This is a genomic window from Enterobacter cloacae complex sp. P13B (assembly GCF_014895915.1).
Classification (GTDB): Bacteria; Pseudomonadota; Gammaproteobacteria; order Enterobacterales; family Enterobacteriaceae; genus Enterobacter; species Enterobacter bugandensis.
Map to the genome: position 1 here is coordinate 43,765 of NZ_JADBQN010000017.1, position 18,726 is coordinate 62,490.

The 18,726-nt window shown below is 55.9% G+C and carries 11 protein-coding genes; 7 read left to right on the forward strand and 4 right to left on the reverse strand.

Annotated features, from left to right (window positions below; all coding sequences use genetic code 11):
* The first annotated feature begins 2 nt into the window (after window positions 1-2).
* From mukF to IM273_RS09395, 6 genes are all read left to right on the forward strand, one after another.
* The gene (mukF, locus tag IM273_RS09370; protein ID WP_193051769.1) at window positions 3-1,325 is read left to right on the forward strand and encodes a chromosome partition protein MukF; all 1,323 of its coding nucleotides are present in this window, start codon (window positions 3-5) and stop codon (window positions 1,323-1,325) included.
* On the forward strand, window positions 1,306-2,010 hold the full coding sequence (mukE, locus tag IM273_RS09375) for a chromosome partition protein MukE (RefSeq protein ID WP_008499954.1): 705 nt from the start codon (window positions 1,306-1,308) through the stop codon (window positions 2,008-2,010). The genes mukF and mukE overlap by 20 nt, the downstream gene beginning before the upstream one ends.
* On the forward strand, window positions 2,010-6,461 hold the full coding sequence (mukB, locus tag IM273_RS09380; protein WP_193051768.1) for a chromosome partition protein MukB: 4,452 nt from the start codon (window positions 2,010-2,012) through the stop codon (window positions 6,459-6,461). Before mukE ends, mukB begins: the two co-directional genes overlap by 1 nt.
* A gap of 178 nt (window positions 6,462-6,639) precedes the next feature.
* Window positions 6,640-8,463 (forward strand): L,D-transpeptidase, encoded by a 1,824-nt coding sequence (gene ldtD, locus IM273_RS09385; RefSeq protein ID WP_193051767.1) that lies wholly within the window; start codon window positions 6,640-6,642, stop codon window positions 8,461-8,463.
* A gap of 174 nt (window positions 8,464-8,637) precedes the next feature.
* Window positions 8,638-9,189, forward strand: coding sequence for a YcbK family protein (locus IM273_RS09390; RefSeq protein WP_048999377.1), 552 nt, complete (start codon window positions 8,638-8,640; stop codon window positions 9,187-9,189).
* A 20-nt stretch (window positions 9,190-9,209) separates the two neighbouring features.
* Window positions 9,210-9,857 (forward strand): MBL fold metallo-hydrolase, encoded by a 648-nt coding sequence (locus IM273_RS09395; protein WP_048999378.1) that lies wholly within the window; start codon window positions 9,210-9,212, stop codon window positions 9,855-9,857.
* A gap of 48 nt (window positions 9,858-9,905) precedes the next feature.
* Here IM273_RS09395 and IM273_RS09400 read toward each other — a convergent pair whose 3' ends face one another.
* From IM273_RS09400 to pncB, 4 genes are all read right to left on the reverse strand, one after another.
* Window positions 9,906-11,096, reverse strand: a complete 1,191-nt coding sequence (locus IM273_RS09400; protein WP_028012582.1) for an amino acid aminotransferase — start codon at window positions 11,094-11,096, stop codon at window positions 9,906-9,908.
* A 184-nt stretch (window positions 11,097-11,280) separates the two neighbouring features.
* Complete coding sequence (locus IM273_RS09405; protein WP_048999379.1) at window positions 11,281-12,399, reverse strand: porin; 1,119 nt, start codon at window positions 12,397-12,399, stop codon at window positions 11,281-11,283.
* A 605-nt stretch (window positions 12,400-13,004) separates the two neighbouring features.
* The gene (gene asnS, locus IM273_RS09410; RefSeq protein ID WP_028012584.1) at window positions 13,005-14,405 is read right to left on the reverse strand and encodes an asparagine--tRNA ligase; all 1,401 of its coding nucleotides are present in this window, start codon (window positions 14,403-14,405) and stop codon (window positions 13,005-13,007) included.
* 167 nt (window positions 14,406-14,572) lie between these two features.
* Window positions 14,573-15,775, reverse strand: coding sequence for a nicotinate phosphoribosyltransferase (gene pncB / locus IM273_RS09415; protein WP_192985906.1), 1,203 nt, complete (start codon window positions 15,773-15,775; stop codon window positions 14,573-14,575).
* Window positions 15,776-16,029: 254 nt separating this feature from the next.
* Here pncB and pepN point away from each other — a divergent pair, with 254 nt between their 5' ends.
* Window positions 16,030-18,642 (forward strand): aminopeptidase N, encoded by a 2,613-nt coding sequence (gene pepN / locus IM273_RS09420; protein ID WP_028012586.1) that lies wholly within the window; start codon window positions 16,030-16,032, stop codon window positions 18,640-18,642.
* Window positions 18,643-18,726: the final 84 nt, after the last annotated feature.

Here is an 18,726-nt window from a genome sequence, read left to right on the forward strand (position 1 = left end):
CTATGAGTGAATTTTCCCAGACAGTCCCCGAACTGGTTGCCTGGGCCAGGAAAAACGATTTCTCCATCTCGCTGCCGGTAGACAGACTCTCTTTCCTGCTGGCGGTTGCCACGCTGAACGGCGAACGGCTGGATGGTGAAATGAGCGAGGGTGAACTGGTGGATGCGTTCCGCCACGTCAGTGATGCGTTTGAGCAAACCAGCGAAACCATTAGCGTGCGTGCCAATAACGCAATCAACGATATGGTGCGTCAACGTCTGCTGAACCGCTTTACCAGCGAGCAGGCGGAAGGAAACGCCATCTATCGCCTGACGCCGCTGGGCATCGGCATCACCGACTACTACATTCGCCAGCGCGAATTTTCCACGCTGCGTCTCTCCATGCAGCTCTCGATCGTGGCGGGTGAGCTTAAACGTGCCGCCGACGCGGCCGATGAAAACGGTGACGAATTCCACTGGCACCGCAACGTTTACGCGCCGCTGAAATACTCGGTGGCCGAGATTTTCGACAGTATCGATCTCACTCAGCGTCTGATGGACGAGCAGCAGCAGCAGGTGAAAGATGATATCGCGCAGCTGCTGAACAAAGACTGGCGTGCGGCCATTTCCAGCTGTGAACTTTTATTGTCAGAAACCTCCGGTACGCTGCGTGAGCTGCAGGATACGCTGGAGGCCGCAGGGGACAAGCTGCAGGCCAACCTGCTGCGCATCCAGGATGCGACCCTGGCGCACGACGATCTGCATTTTATCGACCGTCTGGTGTTTGATCTGCAGAGCAAACTTGACCGCATTATTAGCTGGGGCCAGCAGTCGATCGATCTGTGGATCGGCTATGACCGCCACGTGCATAAATTTATCCGTACCGCGATTGATATGGATAAAAACCGCGTCTTTGCTCAGCGTCTTCGTCAGTCGTTACAGACCTACTTTGATGCACCGTGGGCGCTGACCTATGCCAATGCCGATCGTCTGTTGGATATGCGCGACGAAGAGATGGCGCTGCGCGATGAAGAGGTCACCGGTGAACTGCCGCCGGATCTGGAGTACGAAGAATTCAACGAAATTCGTGAGCAACTTGCGGCGATGATCGAAGAACAGCTCGCCGTCTACAAAACCAGACAAGCGCCGCTGGATCTTGGGCTCGTGGTGCGCGACTATCTGGCGCAATATCCGCGCGCGCGCCACTTCGACGTTGCCCGCATTGTGGTAGACCAGGCGGTGCGCCTGGGTATCGCGCAAGCAGACTTCACCGGACTGCCGCCGAAGTGGCAGCCAATTAACGATTACGGAGCCAAGGTACAGGCGCATGTCATTGACAAATATTGAACAAGTGATGCCAGTTAAGCTGGCACAGGCGCTGGCGAATCCGTTATTTCCGGCGCTGGACAGCCAGCTGCGTGCCGGTCGTCACATTGGCCTGGACGAGCTGGATAATCACGCCTTTTTGATGGACTTCCAAGAGTACCTGGAAGAGTTTTACGCCCGCTATAACGTGGAGCTTATCCGCGCGCCGGAAGGCTTTTTCTATCTGCGCCCGCGTTCCACGACCCTGATCCCGCGCTCCGTGCTCTCCGAGCTGGACATGATGGTTGGCAAAATTCTTTGCTATCTCTACCTCAGCCCGGAACGCCTGGCAAATGAAGGCATCTTCACCCAGCAGGAGCTGTACGATGAACTGCTGACGCTGGCGGATGAGAGCAAACTGCTTAAGCTGGTGAATAACCGTTCGACGGGGTCGGATCTTGACCGTCAGAAATTACAGGAAAAGGTTCGCTCTTCCCTGAACCGTCTGCGCCGTCTGGGGATGGTCTGGTTTATGGGCCACGACAGCAGCAAATTCCGCATCACGGAATCGGTCTTCCGCTTCGGCGCCGACGTTCGTGCGGGCGATGATGCGCGTGAAGCGCAGCTTCGCATGATCCGCGACGGTGAAGCGATGCCGGTGGAAAACCATTTGCAGCTCAATGATGAGCATGAAGAGAATCTGCCGGATAGCGGGGAGGAAGAGTAATGATTGAACGCGGTAAATTTCGCTCACTGACGCTGATTAACTGGAACGGCTTCTTTGCCCGAACCTTCGATCTGGATGAGCTGGTCACGACTCTCTCCGGTGGTAACGGGGCAGGTAAATCCACCACCATGGCGGCGTTTGTAACGGCGCTGATCCCCGACCTGACGCTGCTTCACTTCCGTAACACCACCGAAGCGGGCGCGACAAGCGGCTCCCGCGATAAAGGCCTGCACGGTAAGCTGAAAGCGGGCGTCTGTTATTCCGTGCTGGACGTCATCAACTCTCGTCACCAGCGCGTGGTGGTGGGCGTACGTCTGCAACAGGTTGCCGGCCGCGACCGTAAAGTGGATATCAAACCGTTCGCCATTCAGGGGCTGCCAACCTCCGTACAGCCGACCGCGCTGCTGACGGAAACGCTGAATGAACGCCAGGCGCGCGTCCTGACGCTGCAGGAGCTGAAGGACAAGCTTGAAGCCATCGAAGGGGTGCAGTTTAAGCAGTTCAACTCCATTACCGACTACCACTCCCTGATGTTCGATCTGGGCGTTGTAGCGCGCCGTCTGCGCACCGCTTCAGACCGTAGTAAATACTACCGTCTGATCGAAGCGTCCCTGTACGGCGGTATCTCCAGCGCCATTACCCGTTCCCTGCGTGACTATCTGCTGCCGGAAAACAGCGGCGTGCGTAAGGCCTTCCAGGACATGGAGGCGGCACTGCGTGAAAACCGCATGACGCTGGAAGCGATTCGCGTTACCCAGTCTGACCGCGACCTGTTTAAACACCTGATCAGTGAAGCGACCAACTACGTGGCGGCGGACTACATGCGCCACGCCAACGAGCGCCGCGTCCATCTCGATCAGGCATTAGAATATCGCCGCGAGCTGTTTACCTCCCGTAAACAGCTGGTGGCCGAGCAGTACAAGCACGTCGAAATGGCGCGCGAGCTGGGTGAGCACAACGGTGCCGAAGGCGATCTGGAAGCCGACTACCAGGCCGCCAGCGATCACCTGAACCTGGTGCAGACCGCGCTGCGTCAGCAGGAAAAGATCGAACGCTACGAAGCGGACCTCGATGAGTTGCAAATTCGTCTCGAAGAGCAGAATGAAGTGGTGGCCGAAGCCGCCGAGATGCAGGAAGAGAACGAAGCCCGCGCCGAAGCCGCCGAGCTGGAAGTGGACGAGCTGAAAAGCCAGCTTGCGGACTACCAGCAGGCGCTGGACGTGCAGCAGACGCGTGCGATTCAGTACAACCAGGCGCTGCAGGCGCTACAGCGTGCGAAAGAGCTGTGTCATCTGCCGGATCTGACGCCGGACAGTGCCGACGAGTGGCTGGACACCTTCCAGGCCAAAGAGCAGGAAGCCACCGAGAAACTGCTCTCGCTTGAACAGAAAATGAGCGTCGCGCAAACGGCGCACAGCCAGTTTGAACAGGCTTATCAGCTGGTAGTTGCGATTAACGGCCCGCTGGCGCGTAGCGAAGCCTGGGACGTTGCCCGTGAATTGCTGCGCGACGGCGTCAACCAGCGCCATCTGGCCGAGCAGGTGCAGCCGCTGCGTATGCGCCTGAACGAGCTGGAACAGCGTCTGCGCGAGCAGCAGGAAGCCGAGCGTCTGCTGGCCGAGTTCTGCAAGCGTCAGGGTAAACATTACGATTTCGACGAGCTTGAGGCCCTGCATCAGGAGCTGGAAGCGCGTATTGCGGCCCTGTCCGATACCGTATCAAATGCCAGCGAACAGCGTATGACGCTGCGTCAGGAGCTGGAGCAGCTTCAGTCCCGTTCGAAGGCGCTCCTGCAGCGTGCGCCGGTCTGGCTGGCAGCGCAAAGCAGCCTGAACCAGCTCAGCGAACAGTGCGGCGAGCAGTTCGAATCCAGCCAGCAGGTGACCGAATACCTGCAACAGCTGCTGGAGCGCGAGCGCGAAGCCATTGTTGAACGTGACGAAGTGGGTGCCCGCAAGCGTGACGTCGATGAAGAAATCGAGCGCTTAAGCCAGCCGGGCGGGTCAGAAGATCCGCGTCTGAACACCTTAGCCGAGCGTTTTGGCGGCGTACTGCTGTCTGAGATTTACGATGACGTTGGCCTGGACGATGCGCCGTACTTCTCCGCGCTGTACGGTCCATCCCGCAACGCAATTGTGGTGCCGGATCTGTCGCTGATTTCTCAGCAGCTCGCAGGGCTGGAAGATTGCCCGGAAGATCTCTATCTGATCGAAGGGGATCCGCAGTCGTTCGATGACAGCGTTTTCAGCGTTGACGAGCTGGAAAAAGCGGTGGTAGTGAAAATCGCCGATCGCCAGTGGCGTTACTCCCGCTTCCCGGAGCTGCCGCTGTTTGGCCGCGCCGCGCGCGAAAGCCGCATCGAGAGTCTCCACGCCGAGCGTGAAACGCTGTCTGAACGCTTTGCCACTCTGTCGTTTGACGTACAGAAAACCCAGCGTCTGCACCAGGCGTTCAGCCGCTTTATCGGCAGCCATCTGGGCGTGGCGTTTGAAGCCGACCCGGAAGCGGAAATCCGCAAGCTCAACACCCGCCGTGGCGAGCTGGAGCGCGCGATTGCCAGTCATGAAAGTGACAACCAGCAGAGCCGCGTCCAGTTCGAACAGGCGAAAGAGGGCGTCGCTGCCCTTAACCGCATTCTGCCGCGCCTGAACCTGCTGGCGGATGACACGCTGGCCGACCGCGTGGATGAGATCCAGGAACGTCTGGATGAAGCCCAGGAAGCCGCGCGTTTCGTGCAGCAGCACGGCAACCAGCTGGCGAAGCTGGAGCCCGTCGTGTCTGTACTGCAGAGCGACCCGGAACAGTTCGAGCAGTTAAAAGAAGATTATGTCTGGTCGCAGCAGGTGCAGCGCGAAGCGCGTCAGCAGGCGTTTGCCCTGACGGAAGTGGTGCAGCGTCGTGCGCACTTCGGCTACTCCGATTCGGCTGAAATGCTGAGCGGTAACAGCGACCTGAATGAAAAACTGCGCCAGCGCCTTGAGCAGGCGGAAGTGGAACGTACCCGCGCTCGCGAAGCGATGCGCAGCCACTCCGCTCAGCTGAACCAGTACAACCAGGTGCTGGCTTCGCTGAAAAGCTCCTTCGACACCAAGAAAGAGCTGTTAAACGACCTGCAGAAAGAGCTGCAGGACATTGGCGTTCGTGCCGACAGCGGGGCGGAAGAGCGCGCGCGCATTCGTCGTGATGAGCTGCATAGCCAGCTCAGCAATAACCGCGCGCGTCGTAATCAGCTGGAAAAAGCGCTCACCTTCTGCGAAGCGGAAATGGATAACCTGACCCGCCGCCTGCGCAAGCTGGAGCGCGACTATCATGAAATGCGCGAGCAGGTCGTGACGGCGAAAGCGGGCTGGTGCGCTGTGATGCGGATGGTGAAAGACAACAACGTTGAACGTCGCCTGCACCGTCGCGAGCTGGCATACCTTTCTGCCGATGAGCTGCGTTCGATGTCGGATAAGGCGCTGGGTGCGCTGCGTCTGGCGGTGGCGGATAACGAACACCTGCGCGATGTGCTGCGCATGTCAGAGGATCCGAAACGTCCTGAACGTAAAATTCAGTTCTTCGTTGCGGTTTATCAGCACCTGCGCGAGCGTATTCGTCAGGACATTATCCGTACCGACGATCCGGTCGAAGCCATCGAACAGATGGAAATCGAGCTGGGTCGTCTGACGGAAGAGTTGACCTCCCGCGAGCAGAAGCTGGCGATCAGCTCCCGCAGCGTGGCGAATATCATTCGCAAAACCATTCAGCGCGAGCAGAACCGTATCCGCCAGCTGAACCAGGGGCTGCAGAGCGTCTCGTTTGGTCAGGTCAACAGCGTGCGTCTTAACGTCAACGTACGTGAAGCCCACGCGACGCTGCTGGAAGTGCTCTCTGAGCAGCACGAGCAGCATCAGGATCTGTTCAACAGCAACCGTCTGACCTTCTCCGAAGCGCTGGCGAAGCTGTATCAGCGCCTGAATCCGCAGATTGATATGGGCCAGCGTACGCCGCAAACCATCGGTGAAGAGCTGCTGGACTATCGTAACTACCTGGAAATGGAAGTTGAGGTAAACCGTGGTTCAGACGGCTGGCTGCGTGCGGAATCCGGAGCGCTGTCGACCGGTGAAGCTATTGGTACCGGGATGTCGATTCTGGTGATGGTGGTGCAGAGCTGGGAAGATGAAGCGCGCCGCCTGCGCGGGAAAGACATCTCCCCATGCCGACTGCTGTTCCTCGATGAAGCGGCGCGTCTTGATGCCCGCTCGATTGCCACGCTGTTTGAGCTTTGCGAACGTCTCGATATGCAGCTCATCATTGCGGCACCGGAAAACATCAGCCCTGAAAAAGGCACCACCTATAAGCTGGTGCGTAAAGTGTTCCAGAACAGCGAACACGTGCACGTTGTCGGGCTGCGTGGGTTTGCGCCGCAGCCGCCGGAATCATTGCCGGAAACCACGGCAGACGCTTCCTGAGGCGTTTTGTTACAAAGAGCGGCGCAGAAGCGCCGCTTTTTTTATTCTCTTAACTTGTGTTCAGGGCTGCGTTATCTTTAAACTTCTTTACATAAGGTAAGGCAACAGAGTTGTCGTCTACCTATAATAAAAGAAAGCCCCACCGTGATGGGCATGTCGTGAAAACAGGGGGCAAGGGATGTTGCTAAAGAAAGAATGTGGTCGTCAGCTGTCAGCGCTGAGTTTATGTCTGGCAGTGATGTTTGCTCCACTGTTAACCGCCCAGGCCGACGAGCCTGAAATTGTGCCGACTGACAGCACCGCAACGACAGGCGCGCAGCCGACGTCATTGTCTCAGCCGCTGGAACAGTCTACGGCAACGGCCATCATGGCCGGGATTAAGCCGCTGCCGGAAGGCATCGACGTTGAATCGCTCAGCCAGCAGCTCCAGACAGGCCTGCCTTCAGGCTACACGCCTGCCTATATCAATCAGCTCACGCTGCTTTATGCTGCCCGTGATATGAAACCCATGTGGGAAAATCGTGAAGCCGTGCGCGCCTTCCAGCAACAGCTGGCGGAAGTGGCGATTGCGGGATTCCAGCCGCAGTTTACGAAGTGGGTTGAGCTGTTAACCGATCCTGCCGTCACCGGTCAGGCGCGGGACGTGGTCCTTTCCGATGCCATGATGGGCTACCTGCAGTTTGTGGCGGGTATTCCGGTCGATGGCAACCGCTGGCTGTACAGCGATAGGCCCTATAAGCTGGCGACGCCAGCCCTGTCGGTGATTAACCAGTGGCAATTAGCGCTGGATAACGGCGACCTGCCGCGCTTCATTGCCAGCCTCGCGCCGGCGCATCCACAGTATGCCACGATGCACCAGTCGCTCCTCGCGCTGGTGGGGGACTCGCGTCCATGGCCGCAAATGCGGGGGACCGCAACGCTGCGTCCGGGTCAGTGGAGCAGCGATGTGCCAGCCCTGCGCGAGATCCTTAAACGCTCCGGTATTCTTGATAGCGGGCCGAAGATTGCCCTGCCGGGCGACGATCCGCAAAGCGCGGTGGTCAGCCCGTCAGCGCCCATAAAAGAGAACAAGGCCACTACCCTGAGCAATAAGCCCGAGGCTTACGATCGCGAGCTGGTTGCTGCGGTTAAACAGTTCCAGGCCGCTCAGGGGCTGGGAGCCGATGGCGTCATTGGACCCTCAACGCGTGACTGGCTTAACGTATCGCCTGCGCAGCGGGCCGGGGTGCTGGCGCTTAATATTCAGCGTTTGCGTTTGCTGCCGGGCACGCTGTCTACCGGCATTATGGTCAATATCCCGGCCTATTCACTGGTTTATTATCAGGATGGTAGCGAGAAGCTGGCCTCGCGCGTGATTGTCGGGCGCCCGGACCGCAAAACGCCGATGATGAGCAGTGCGTTAAATAATGTGGTGGTTAATCCGCCGTGGAACGTGCCGCCGACGCTGGCGCGTAAGGACATTCTGCCTAAGGTCTGGAACGATCCGGGTTATCTGGAACGTCACGGCTATACGGTCATGCGTGGCTGGAACAGTAAAGAGGCGATCGATCCTTACATGGTCGACTGGTCGACGATCACGGCCTCCAACCTGCCGTTCCGCTTCCAGCAGGCTCCCGGAGCGCATAACTCGCTGGGGCGCTATAAATTCAACATGCCAAGTTCAGATGCTATCTATCTGCACGATACGCCGAACCACAATTTGTTCCAGAAAGATACCCGGGCACTGAGTTCAGGCTGCGTGCGCGTGAATAAAGCCTCGGAGTTGGCTAACATGCTGCTGCAGGATGCGGGCTGGAACGATACGCGTATTTCTGACGCCCTGAAGCAGGGTGATACGCGCTACGTAAATATTCGCCACAACATTCCGGTTAATCTTTATTATCTGACAGCGTTTGTGGGTGAAGACGGTCGCACGCAGTACCGTACAGATATTTACAATTATGATCTCACCGCGCGATCCGGCGCACAAATTTTGCCAAAAGCGGAACAATTAATCAGGTAAATGAAGTAGTTCGGGAAAAATGATTGTCGTAAGTTATGGTGAATCGGGGCCAATATCGCTGTAAGCCGCGTATTCACTGGGGTTGGGCGCCTTGACGTACCCTGTTTTGCCAGTTAAGGTGCCCTTCGTGCGCTAAGCATATTACGATTTCCTTGACCTGTAGACCTGATTATCATGGACAAATTTGACGCTAATCGCCGCAAGCTGCTGGCGTTAGGTGGTGTTGCGCTTGGCGCAGCGGCCATCTTACCGACGCCAGCATTTGCCACCCTCTCGACACCTCGTCCGCGCGTTTTAACGCTCAGCAATCTTCACACCGGTGAATCGCTAAAAGCGGAGTTTTTCGATGGCAGAGGCTATATTCAGGATGAATTAGCAAGACTCAACCATTTTTTCCGTGATTTCCGCGCGAATAAAGTAAAAGCCATCGACCCAGGACTGTTTGATCAGCTTTTCCGCCTTCAGGGCCTGCTGGGCACCAGCAAGCCGGTGCAGCTTATTTCTGGTTATCGCTCAATCGATACCAACAATGAACTGCGCGCCCATAGCCGTGGGGTAGCGAAAAAAAGCTACCACACGAAGGGACAGGCAATGGATTTCCACATTGAAGGCGTTTCGTTAGCCAATATTCGCAAAGCCGCGTTATCTATGCGCGCGGGTGGTGTAGGATATTACCCCAGCAGCAACTTTGTGCATATTGATACCGGGCCGGTTCGGCACTGGTAATAACGAAATACAGGAGCAGTATGAACTATCGTATTATTCCGGTTACCGCGTTCTCCCAGAACTGTTCATTAATCTGGTGCGAGCAAACCAAACTGGCCGCGCTTGTCGATCCCGGCGGTGACGCTGAGAAAATCAAGCAGGAAGTCGCAGCAAGCGGCGTGACGCTGATGCAGATTTTGCTGACGCATGGTCACCTCGACCACGTAGGCGCAGCGGCTGAACTGGCTAAACACTACGGTGTGCCGATTATTGGCCCGGAAAAAGAAGATGAGTTCTGGCTGCAGGGGTTACCCGCCCAAAGCCGCATGTTTGGCCTTGATGAGTGTCTGCCATTGACGCCCGATCGCTGGCTGAACGAAGGAGAGCGCGTTAACGTAGGGAATGTGACTTTACAGGTGTTGCATTGTCCTGGGCATACGCCAGGCCATATCGTCTTCTTTGACGACCAGTCCCGTCTGCTGATTTCCGGCGATGTGATTTTCAAAGGTGGCGTAGGACGCAGCGATTTTCCGCGCGGCGATCACGGGCAGCTGATTCAGTCGATTAAACAGAAGTTATTGCCGCTGGGTGATGACGTAACGTTTATCCCTGGACACGGTCCGATGTCGACGCTGGGCTATGAACGGCTCCATAACCCGTTCCTTCAGGATGAAATGCCTGTCTGGTAACCAGCATAAAAAAAGCCTGCTTAACGCAGGCTTTTTTGTGGGCGCAAATTACAGGACGGCGACAATCGCTTCGCACAGTGGCGCCATGTTGTCAGGGGTCATGCCTGCAACGTTTACGCGGCCAGAGGCTACGGCGTATACGCCAAACTCTTCACGCAGACGCAGAACCTGCTCTTTGGTCAGGCCGCTGAACGAGAACATACCGTTCTGTTTGATGATGAAGCTGAAGTCGCGGTCAGCGCCTTTCTCAGCCAGGGTGTTCACAAACAGCAGGCGCATGCGCTGGATACGCTGACGCATATCGTTCAGCTCTTGTTCCCAAATCGCGCGCAGCGCATCGTTGCTCAGAATGGTCGCAACGACAGACGCACCGTGTGCCGGCGGGTTAGAGTAGTTAGCGCGGATAACGGACTTCATCTGGCTGAAAGCGCGATCGGCAGTCTCATCGTTAGCCGCAACCAGCGTACAGGCGCCTACACGCTCATTGTACAGACCGAAGTTCTTGGAGTAGGAGCTTGCAACGATCAGCTCCTGATGCACGGCGGCGAACGCGCGCAGGCCTTCAGCATCTTCTTCCAGACCGCGGGCGAAGCCCTGGTAAGCAAAGTCAAACAGCGGCAGCCAGCCTTTTTCTACAGACAGCTTCGCCAGGTGTTCCCACTGCTCAAGCGTTGGATCGATACCGGTTGGGTTATGGCAGCAGCCGTGGAACAGCACCACGTCACCCGCCTGCGCTTCGCTCAGGCTTGCCAGCAGGCCGTCAAAGTCCAGAGAGTGATTGGCCGCGTCGTAGTAAGCGTATTCACGCACTTCCAGGCCCGCAGAGTTAAAGACGCTCTTGTGGTTCGGCCAGCTTGGATTGCTCACCCATACGCGCTTCACAGAGGTGTTTTTCGCAAGGAAATCCGCTGCCACGCGCAGCGCGCCGGTACCGCCAGGGGTCTGCGCCGTGCGCGCACGTTTGTCACTCACAATTGCGCTGCCTTTACCGAACAGCAGCTCCTGGGTGCAGCGACCAAATTCAGGGATACCATCAATACCGAGGTAGTTTTTGGTGGTTTCATTTTCCAGCAGATACTGCTCCGCTTTCTTAACGCTGGTCAGTACCGGAGTTTTGCCGGTTTCATCTTTATATACACCAATACCCAGGTTGATTTTGCCAGGGCGGTCGTCGGCACGAAACAGATCGGCCAGGCCCAGAATAGGGTCGGCAGGAGCGGCGGTAATGTTCTCAAACATGACGAAGTTCCATTGTGATTACAGAAGTGAAATCCGCTATCAGGTTAACGGGAGATTTACAAAATGCCAACCGTTTGCGACGAAAAGCGTGCGGCTTTTCAAAAGTCGCCATTATTTTCTGTCAGGCATAAAAAAACAGGGCCGAAGCCCTGTTCATTATGCATATAACAACGTGGTGTTCTGATTAGAACTGGTAGGTTACACCCACAGCAGCCATATCGTCGTTGCCGTTCAGACCGCCAACCACTTTCGCGTAGTCGGTGTCTTTGTCCAGCAGGTTGATGTAGTAGTCAGCCCACACGTTGAAGTTTTTGTTGAAGTAGTAAGTCGCGCCAACCTGGATGAATTTAGCCAGGTCTGCATCGCCGCCTGAGAAGGTGCCGTTAGCATTGGTTACGCCAACCAGGTCTTTACCTTTGGTCTGCACGTAAGAGATTGCCGGACGCAGGCCGAAGTCGAACTGGTACTGAGCAACCACTTCGAAGTTCTGCGTTTTGTTAGCAAAACCAGCATCGCCGCTGGAACCGGTACGGGTGGTGTTACGGGTTTCAGCATAGGTGGTTGCCAGGTAGATGTTGTTGGCGTCGTATTTCAGACCCACGCCCCATGCTTCAGCTTTATCGCCCAGGCCGTCAGCTTTCTGATTCAGAGTACGGTTTGCGTTGCTGTAAGATGCGATTGCACCGAAGCCTTCGCCAAAATCGTAACCCAGAGAGTAACCTACGCCGTCACCGTTGGAGGTTTTAACGTCAGTACGGTCGTTTTTGCCCTGGTACTGTACGCCCATGCTCAGACCGTCAACCAGACCGAAGAAGTCGGTGTTACGGTAGGTCAGCAGGCCGGTGCTGCGGCTGGTCATGAAGTTATCAACGTAGTTACCGCCCCAGGTCATCCCGGAGAAGGACGGCGCCATATCGGTGTAAGATTCTACGTCGTAAACGATACCGTAGTTACGACCGTAGTCGATGCTGCCAGCATCGCCCGCTTTCAGGCCCGCAAAGGCCAGACGGTTTTTGTTAGCCTGAGCGGTGTTCTCAGCCTGGTTAGCCATGAAGCGGTATTCCCACTGGCCGTAACCGGTCAGCTGATCGTTGATCTGGGTTTCGCCTTTAAAACCGATCTGCGCGTAAGTTGCGTCGTTGTTGTTAGTGTCATCGCCAGAGGTCACAAAATCGTGCTCGGCGTTAACTTTCCCGTAGAAGTCCAGTTTGTTGCCGTTCTTGTTATAGATTTCTGCAGCGTTTGCTGCACCGGCTACCAGCAGGGCAGGGATTACCACTGCCAGAATATTGCGCTTCATCATTATTTATTACCCTCATTGGTTTTTTTATGACACTCGCCACTGCCGTCAATAAATTCTGTCAATAAATATTTCCGGAACTATTGATGAGAGTTAGGTGTCTTTATGTATCTGACAGGCATCTTTCCATTCACCGAAGCGTTTCGCTAGCCTGAAAGTGCTACAATTCTCAAGATTAAGTTACAGAAAGAAAATATGTGTAACTAAATGTGTAAATTCAGGAACTTTGTGAACCATCTCAAATTTCAGAGTGCCCTAGTGAATTAAGCAGCAGCTCTTTTCCTATATATATGAATTCCTTATGTTTAATTTGAATAAAGGCAATTCCTATAAACGAATGTTAAACGACTCGTTTTTTCTTATGACCCAATAAAGACTTCTGGATGGCTGAAAAATTGGTTGAAATTTGTGCTATTACTTCAGGATGTAAAAAGCGCAATAAGATCAGGGTTTATTTTTTGTGGCTGGATATTTCGCGGAAACAAAACGTAACAGGTAGTGGTTGTGACGGGGTAGTGGTTTAAAAACGCTGACTTTACGCTGACAAAAACTGACACGACAGAATAAAATAATGGCCAGCTTGCGCTGGCCATTGATAGTTTTGTAATTCAGAAACTGGCGTTACGTGGCGTACGTGGGAAAGGAATCACGTCACGTACGTTCTGCACGCCGGTCACGTAGGCGATCAGACGCTCGAAGCCCAGACCGAACCCAGCGTGCGGAACGGTGCCATAACGGCGCAGATCGCGATACCAGCTGTAGTCCGCAGGGTTGAGCCCCATCTCTGCCATGCGCGCGTCAAGCACGTCCAGACGCTCTTCACGCTGAGAACCACCAATGATTTCACCGATGCCCGGCGCCAGTACGTCCATCGCTGCCACGGTTTTCCCGTCTTCGTTAAGGCGCATATAGAAGGCCTTAATGTCTTTCGGGTAGTTTTTAACGACAACCGGCGCTTTGAAATGTTTCTCGGCGAGATAGCGTTCGTGCTCAGACGCCAGATCGACGCCCCAGTAAACCGGGTTCTCAAACTTCTCACCGCATTTCTCGAGGATCGCTACCGCGTCGGTATAGTCCACCTGTGCAAAGTCGGCAGAGACGAAACGCTCCAGACGCGCCACAGCATCGCTGTCTACGCGTTCGGCGAAGAACTTCATGTCGTCAGGACGCTCTTCCAGCACCGCTTTGAAGACGTACTTCAGCATCGCTTCTGCGAGACCTGCAACGTCATTCAGATCGGCAAACGCCACTTCCGGCTCCAGCATCCAGAACTCCGCCAGGTGGCGGCTGGTGTTGGAGTTTTCGGCGCGGAAGGTTGGGCCGAAGGTATAGATCTTAGACAGCGCACAGGCGTAGGTTTCGCCGTTGAGCTGGCCGGATACCGTCAGGAAGGCTTCTTTACCAAAGAAGTCTTTGTCGTAGTCGACTTTACCTTCCGGCGTGCGCGGCAGGTTTTCCATGTCCAGCGTCGAGACGCGGAACATTTCGCCTGCGCCTTCCGTATCGGACGCGGTGATCAGCGGGGTAGACACCCAGAAATACCCCTGCTCATCGAAGAAGCGATGCAGCGCCTGGGCCAGCGTATGGCGCACGCGAGCCACCGCACCAATCAGGTTGGTACGCGGACGCAGGTGTGCGACTTCACGCAGGTATTCAATGCTGTGACGTTTAGCCGCCATCGGGTAGGTGTCCGGATCTTCAACCCAGCCGGTCACTTCAATGGCAGAGGCCTGGATCTCGAAACTCTGGCCCTGGCCCGGAGATGCCACGACCACACCGGTGACGATAACGGAACAACCCGTCGTCAGGCGCAGAACGTCATCATTGTAATTGGGCAGAGAATTATTAATGACGGCCTGTACAGGATCAAAGCAGGAACCGTCATAGACGGCAAGGAAGGAGATGCCAGCTTTAGAATCTCGGCGAGTACGCACCCATCCGCGCACGGTGACCTCCTGGTCAACGGCGACACGGCCCTGGAGTACGTCGGCTACAGGCACAACGCTCATAATATTCTCTCTGTTAATAGTCGGAAAAAATAAACACTTGTCCACCCCAAGACGGGGGGATATCTATGTTACCTGCCAACCGCTATCAGACAAGTAAATTTCGCAGTCAAAAGAGAAGAATTGAGAAATAAATAAGGGAAGGGAGCCCTGAAGGCTCCCGTAAGCGCTTAACTGGCTTTTTTGATCTGGGGGAGATCGAACGCTTTGCGCAATGCGCGAACAAACGCTTTGTCATGGCAGATGGTTTTACCCGGGCTGTCGGAGAGCTTAGCCACCGGCTTGCCGTTACATTCCACCAGCTTTATCACGATATTCAGAGGTTTTACCTGAGGAATGTCGCAGGTCAACCGGGTACCGATCCCGAAGCCCAGATTAATTCTGGCATTGAAATGACGATACAGTTCGACGGCTTTCGCCAGGTCGAGATTATCGGAGAAGACCAGCACCTTGCTCATCGGGTCAATGCCGAGTTTTTGGTAATGGGCAATCGCCTTTTCGCCCCATTCAACCGGATCCCCTGAGTCGTGGCGTAACCCCTGGTAACGCTCAGCGAACTCGGGACCAAAGTCGCGCAGGAAGGCATCCATCGTAATACAGTCAGTCAGGGCGATCCCGAGTAGATTCGGGTACTCTTCAAGCCACGCAGCCAGCGCCGCACGCTGGCTGTTAGCCAGGTCCGGGCTAATTTGCTGATGCGCCTGGAACCACTCGTGCGCCTGGGTGCCCATTGGCGTCAGGTTGAGGCGACGCGCCAAATCGTAGTTGCTGGTACCCACGAACCACGACTCCTGCTGCAGACGTTCAACGATAGCCTGCTGAACCTCGCGAGAGAAGCGGCGACGGGTGCCGAAATCCATCAGGCGGAAGCGGGACATATCCAGCCCTTCGGTCAGCGTTGAGAATGCCTCAAGTTTGTTCTCCAGCGAGGCGACCGCCTGTTCGACGCCCGTTTCAGGCGAACGGTAGCGGTGAGCCAGCTCGCTGATGACGGCCAGAAGCGGCACTTCCCACATGATCACTTCCCGCCACGGACCTTCAAGACGAATATCCAGCTTGCCGTTCTCGTTGGTCACGGTGACCTGTTCAGGCTTATAGCGGAAGTCGCGCAGCCAGTTCAGATAGTCCGCTTTAAAGAAAGGCAGGCCAGAAAGCCACTGATATTCGTCATCGGTGAGCGCCAGATGCTGCATCGCATCGACCTGTTCACGAATGGAGTCTGCGTAGATACCGAGCAAGTCGTCACCACGGCAGCGGAATTCCGCCGCGACGTGAACGTCATAGTAATGGTGGAAAACGGCTTGCTGCATATGCAGTTTATACGCGTCGGTATCCAGCAACGTATGCAGAACCGGAGAAGCGAATTGAGTCATAGGTGCGCTGTAGCATCCTCTCACGGGAGCGTTTAGTACAATAAACAACTCCGGAGTATACCTTGTTTAGTGATTTATTGAACCCCGATCACAACATAAGCACACTTTATGGTCGAGAGCATTTCGTGCCCCGTGTTATACAAATGTAGCGAAAAAGGTGTTTAAGCCTGAAAAGATGAACATTCTGCATAGCGCGTTTTACGCAACAGGAATATATTGAAACGTTACTCGACAAACGATGCATAAGGTTTTCTATGACACAACAGCCACAAGCCAAATACCGCCACGACTACCGTGCGCCGGAATACCTGATTAGCGATATCGACCTGACTTTTGACCTGGATGCCACAAAAACCGTTGTGACGGCGGTAAGCCAGGTGACGCGCCACAGCGCGACTGCCGTACCGCTGCGTCTGGATGGCGAAGACCTGACGCTGGTCTCCCTGCACATTAACGATGAAGCCTGGTCAGATTATAAAGAAGAAGGCAACCAGCTGGTCATCGACAACCTGCCGGAACGCTTTACGCTGCGCATCGTGAATGAAATCAGCCCTGCCGCCAACACGGCGCTGGAAGGGCTTTACCAGTCAGGCGTGGCGCTCTGTACCCAGTGTGAAGCCGAAGGCTTCCGCCACATTACCTGGTACCTGGACCGCCCGGACGTGCTGGCGCGCTTTACCACCAAAATCATTGCCGATAAAACCCTCTATCCGTTCCTGCTCTCCAACGGTAACCGCGTGGGTGAGGGCGAGCTGGAAAATGGCCGTCACTGGGTGCAGTGGCAGGATCCGTTCCCGAAACCGTGCTACCTGTTTGCGCTGGTGGCGGGTGATTTCGACGTGCTGCGCGATACCTTCAAAACCCGCTCTGGCCGGGAAGTGGCGCTGGAGCTGTTCGTTGATCGCGGCAACCTTGACCGCGCGCCGTGGGCGATGACTTCACTCATTAACTCCATGAAATGGGACGAAGAGCGTTTCGGCCTAGAATACGATCTCGACATCTATATGATCGTCGCCGTCGACTTCTTCAACATGGGCGCGATGGAGAATAAAGGCCTTAACATCTTTAACTCCAAGTACGTGCTGGCGCGTACCGATACCGCCACCGATAAAGACTACCTCGATATCGAACGCGTTATCGGCCACGAGTATTTCCATAACTGGACCGGTAACCGCGTCACCTGCCGCGACTGGTTCCAGCTGAGCCTGAAAGAGGGGCTGACCGTCTTCCGCGATCAGGAGTTCAGCTCCGATCTGGGCTCGCGGGCGGTCAACCGCATCAACAACGTGCGCACCATGCGCGGCCTGCAGTTTGCGGAAGATGCCAGCCCAATGGCGCACCCGATCCGTCCGGATAAAGTCATTGAGATGAATAACTTTTACACCCTGACGGTGTACGAGAAGGGCGCTGAAATTATCCGCATGATCCACACCCTGCTGGGTGAAGAGAATTTCCAGAAAGGGATGCAGCTTTACTTCGAACGTCACGACGGCAGCGCGGCTACCTGCGACGACTTCGTGCAGGCGATGGAAGACGCGTCCAACGTTGATCTTTCTCACTTCCGCCGCTGGTACAGCCAGGCCGGGACCCCGATTGTCACCGTTAAGGACGACTACAACCCGGAAACCGAGCAGTACACTCTGACCATCAGCCAGCGCACGCCGCCAACCGCCGAGCAGGAAGAAAAATATCCGCTGCACATTCCGTTCAGCATTGAGCTGTACGACAACGAAGGCAACGTCATCCCGCTGCAGAAGGGCGGCCACCCGGTGCACCACGTGCTGAACGTGACCCAGGCAGAGCAGACCTTTATCTTCGATAACGTCTACTTCCAGCCGGTGCCTGCGCTGCTGTGCGAGTTCTCCGCGCCGGTGAAGCTGGAGTACAAGTGGAGCGACCAGCAGCTGACGTTCCTGATGCGTCACGCCCGCAACGATTTCTCCCGCTGGGACGCGGCGCAGAGCCTGCTGGCAACTTACATCAAGCTTAACGTGAACCGTTACCAGCAGGGCCAGCCGCTGACGCTGCCGGTGCATGTGGCAGACGCGTTCCGCGCCATCCTGCTGGACGAGAAGATTGACCCGGCGCTGGCGGCTGAAATTCTGACGCTGCCGTCCGCGACTGAAATTGCGGAGCTGTTCGACATTATCGACCCGATTGCCATCGTGGCGGTGCGCGAAGCGCTGACCCGCACGCTGGCGACCGAACTGGCGGATGAATTCCTGGCGCTCTACAACGCTAACAAGCTTGACGCGTATCGCGTGGAGCATGCGGATATCGGCAAGCGTACCCTGCGCAATACCTGCCTGCGCTATCTTGCGTTTGGTGAGGCCGAACTGGCGAACACGCTGGTGAGCAAGCAGTATCACGAAGCGGATAACATGACTGATGCGCTCGCGGCCCTGGCGGCAAGCGTTGCCGCTGAACTGCCGTGCCGCGATGCGCTGATGCAGGAGTATGACGACAAGTGGCACCAGGATGGCCTGGTGATGGACAAGTGGTTTATTTTGCAGGCGACCAGCCCGGCGGCCGATGCGCTTAGTAAGGTTCGCAGCCTGCTGAAGCACCGTTCGTTCACCATGAGCAACCCGAACCGCGTTCGCTCGCTGATTGGCGCATTTGCCAGCAGTAACCCGGCCGCGTTCCACGCCGAAGACGGCAGCGGATACCAGTTTATGGTGGAAATGCTCACCGAGCTGAACAGCCGTAACCCGCAGGTAGCATCACGTCTGATTGAGCCGCTGATCCGCCTGAAACGCTATGATGCACAGCGTCAGGCGAAGATGCGCGCCGCGCTTGAGCAGCTGAAAGGGCTGGAAAACCTGTCTGGCGATCTTTACGAGAAGATTGCTAAGGCGCTGGCCTGATGTAAAAAAGCCCGGTGGCGCTACGCTAACCGGGCCTACGTGGGGGCGCGGGGCATCGGTTTTCTCCCTCTCCCACGGGGCTGA